The sequence below is a fragment of the Anaeromyxobacter soli genome, assembly GCF_022808855.1.
Taxonomy (GTDB): domain Bacteria; phylum Myxococcota; class Myxococcia; order Myxococcales; family Anaeromyxobacteraceae; genus Anaeromyxobacter; species Anaeromyxobacter soli.
This window is the reverse complement of record NZ_JAKZLF010000072.1, coordinates 1-3,431: the sequence shown is the minus strand read 5'-3', so window position 1 is coordinate 3,431 and position 3,431 is coordinate 1. Positions and strand designations below refer to the sequence as shown.

Annotated in this window: 1 protein-coding gene; it reads right to left on the bottom strand. The window is 79.4% G+C overall.

Features of this window, described 5'->3' with window-relative positions; genetic code table 11:
- Positions 1–351: 351 nt before the first annotated feature.
- The coding region (locus MLV88_RS23760) for a UvrD-helicase domain-containing protein (RefSeq protein WP_243338816.1) at positions 352–3,431 on the bottom strand (3,080 nt) is incomplete at its 5' end.

Sequence of the window (3,431 nt, the reverse complement as noted above, 5' to 3'; positions counted from 1 at the left end):
GATTGCGCGGGGCCCCTCCCCGGTGTTCACGGTTGTTTCTGCGGGCGGCGGGCTCGGTGCGAACGCGGCGGGATCGGTGCGAACGCAGCGGCGTGGCGGGAATGCGGTGGATCGGTGCGAATGCGGCGGCGTGGCGGGTCGGCGCGAACGTGGCGGCGTAGTGCGAACGTGGCGGCGTGGCGGGAATGCGGCGGATCGGTGCGAATGCGGCGGCGTGGCGGGTCGGCGCGAACGTGGCGGCGTAGTGCCAACGCGGCGGCACGCAGCGAACGTGGGCGGCACGGCGCGATACGCGGCTGGCTTGGTGCGAACGCGGCGGGCGGCGAGAGCCCGGCGGGGGCCGCGGCCCATTCACTTTCCGTCGATGGCGCGGGGGTAGCAGCGCGAGACGAAGCCGCAGCCCTCGGCGCGGCAGCGGGCCTCGTCGCGGCCGAGTGAGGCGGGAGGGCGGTCGCCGTCACCGCGGAAGGCTTCCCAGGCGAGCCGCGGGGCGTCGGCCGCGAAGCGGGAGAGCTCGCGCTCGCCGGGGGTGACGTCCACGGCGCGGCAGTCCCCGCGGATGAACTGGAGGCGGGCGCGGACGCGGGCCTCGGGGTGGGCGCGGCGGGCGGCGAGCGCGTAGGCGACGAGCTGCAGGCGGTAGCGGTCGGCGGCGTCCGGCCGAAAGGTCGCGTACTTGTAATCCACGACCGTGAGCGCGGTGGCGCGCCGGTCCGCCACGAGGGCGTCGATGGCGCCGACGAGGTAGACCGCCGGCGCGCCGCGCTCCCGCGCGTGGAGGCGCAGGAGGAAGGGCACCTCGCGGCGGAGCCGCGCGTCGCGCGCCGCCGCCGCGAGCTCGCGCCCGCCCTCCGAGTCCGCGAAGCGCGACACCTCCGCGAGGATGCGCCGCACGCCGGGCGAGCGGGCGTCGTGACCGCGCCGCGCCGCGGCGGCGGCGAGCTGCGCGCGGCGCTCGAGGGGCGGCGCGCCGAGATCCGCCTCGGCGAGCATCGCGTGCGCGAGGGTCCCGCGCGCGGTCGCGCGGCCGGGATCGTCGGCGGGGGCGCCGCGCGCGCCGCGCGGCTCGGCCAGTCCAAGCACGCGACCGAGGTGGTGGCGGCGCGGGCACCGGGCGTACTCGGCGAGCTCGGTCACGGCGGTCCGCACGGCGGCGACCGCGGGCGGGCCGGCGAGGTGGGGCGGCGCGACGACCGCCGCGGCGGCAGCCGCGGGGGCGGCGGTAGCCTCGGCGAGCGGGGTCCCCGACGCAGCCGTCCCCGCCTCCGCGATCGGGATCCGCCGCAGGAGCTCCGGCCGCGCGTCGGCCGCCGCCTCCACGAGCCCGCGCCAGCTCTCCGCGCCGTTCGAGGCCTCGCCGGAGAGGACGAGGTGATCGCGCGCGCGGGTCATCGCGACGTAGAGGAGCCGGCGCGACTCGGCCGCCGCCGCGCGCCGCTCGTGCTCGCGCGCCTCGCGCACGGAGACCGTCTCGTCGAACCGCTCGGCCGCCGCGTCGTAGCGCATCGCGCAGACGCGCCCCGCCGGGTCGAGGAGCGCGCGGCGGGCGTCGCTCCGCGCGCGCGCGCCGAGGTCCGGTACGAACACCACCGGCCACTCGAGCCCCTTGGCCTGGTGCACGGTGAGGATGGCCACCGCGTCGCCGGCCTCGACCTCCGCCTCGGGCTCGCGCGGCGGCCGCGCCGCCTGCGCCCGCAGGTGGCGCGCGAGCTCCGCCGCCGTCCCGCCGTCCGCGGCGAAGCGCGCGGCGAGGGCCACGGCCTTCGCGACGTTCATCGCCCGCCGCTCGCCGTCGGGCCCGGCGAGCAGCGCTGCGTCGAGATCGAGGCGCTCGACGGCGCGCCCGAGCAGCGCGTCCGGCGCGAGCCTGTCGCGGAGCGCGTGCAGCTCGCGCCAGACCTCGAGCAGGCGCGCGAGCCGCGCCCAGTCCTCCGCCGGCACCCGGCGAACCGCCTGCTCCGCCGTGCCTGGCGCGAGCGCGAAGGCCCCGTCGGCCGAGAGGGCTCGAAGGAGCTCGTCGCGGAGCCCGCCCGCGGGTGCACGCGCCAGCCGTCCGGGGCCGGCCCGCGCGGCGAGGAAGAGCGTCGCGTCCGAGACGCCGCACATGGGCGAGCGGAGCAGCGCGGCCCAGCCGATCGCGTCGGCGGGATCGGCCAGCGTCGCGAGGAGCTCCCCGAGATCGCGCACCTCCGGCGCCTGGTAGAAGCCGCCGCCGCGCGCGAGCCGGTAGGGGATCCCCGCGGCGCGCAGCGCCCGCTCGTACTCGCCGATCTGCGTGAGCCGCCGGAACAGGATCGCCACGTCGCCGAGCCTCGGGCGCCGCACGCGCTCGCCTCCGCCTTCGCCCCGCTCGCGCACCGCGACGCCCGCCGTCCCGGCGACCACCGCCTCGATGCGGCGGGCGATCGCGTCGGCCTCGCGGCGCCGCCGCTCCGCGGCGTTCCCCTCGCCGTCGTCGTCGAGGAGCTCGCACGCGGGGCGCGCGCCCTCCGGGCGGTGCGGCACGAGCCGATCGGCGTCGGAGAAGCGGATCTCGTCGTCGCGCGCCGGCGCGCCGTCGGGCGGGCGCATGCATCGCGCGAACACCTCGTTCACGAGCTCGACCACCGCCGGCGCGGAGCGATGGTTGTCCGAGAGGTGCAGCACACGCCCCTCGCCCGCGTCGAGCCGGCGGACGAGTCGCGCGAACACCGCGACGTCGGCGCCGCGGAAGCGGTAGATGGACTGCTTGAGGTCGCCCACCGCGACGAGGACCGGGCCGGGGGGCGTGCCGGGGCCCGCGAGCAGCTCGAACAGCTCCTGCTGAACCCCGTTCACGTCCTGGTACTCGTCCACGAGCAGCGCGCGGAACCGGCCCCGGAGCTCCGCGCGGAGCGCCGCGTCTCGCCGCAGGAGGTCGCGCGCGACGACGAGGAGGTCGTCGAAGTCCACGGCGCGGGCCGCGCGCTTCGCGGCGGCGTACCGGGCCTCGGCGTCGGCGACGAGCCGGCAGAGCTCCGCCTTCGACTCCGCCGCGAGCGCCTCGGCGGCGAGCGGCGCGAGCGCCTCGGCCGCCGCTGCGAGCGCGTCCTTGAGCTCGCGCAGCGGGCCGTCGCCCTTGCCGAGGCGCTTCCCCTTCGCGGCGGCGCCGAGCGCGAGGAGCCGCCCGAGCGCGGCGTCGTCGATCGCTCCCTGGCGGTCCGACGGCGCGAGCGCGTCGAGCGCGCGCCGGACCCCCTCCACGAGGTCGCGCGCTCCCGCGGTGGTCGCCTGCGGGCCGGCGAGCGCGATGCCCTCGGCGGTGGCGACGAGGCGTGCCCGGGCCGCCTCCGTCTCGCCCGGACGCGCCGGCGCGGGCTCCGGCGCGCCGACGTCGCCGCGCGTCGCGCGCGCCCGGACGAGCTCCGCCACCGCGCCCGCGAGCCCGCCCCGCGATCCGGCCGCCCCGAGCC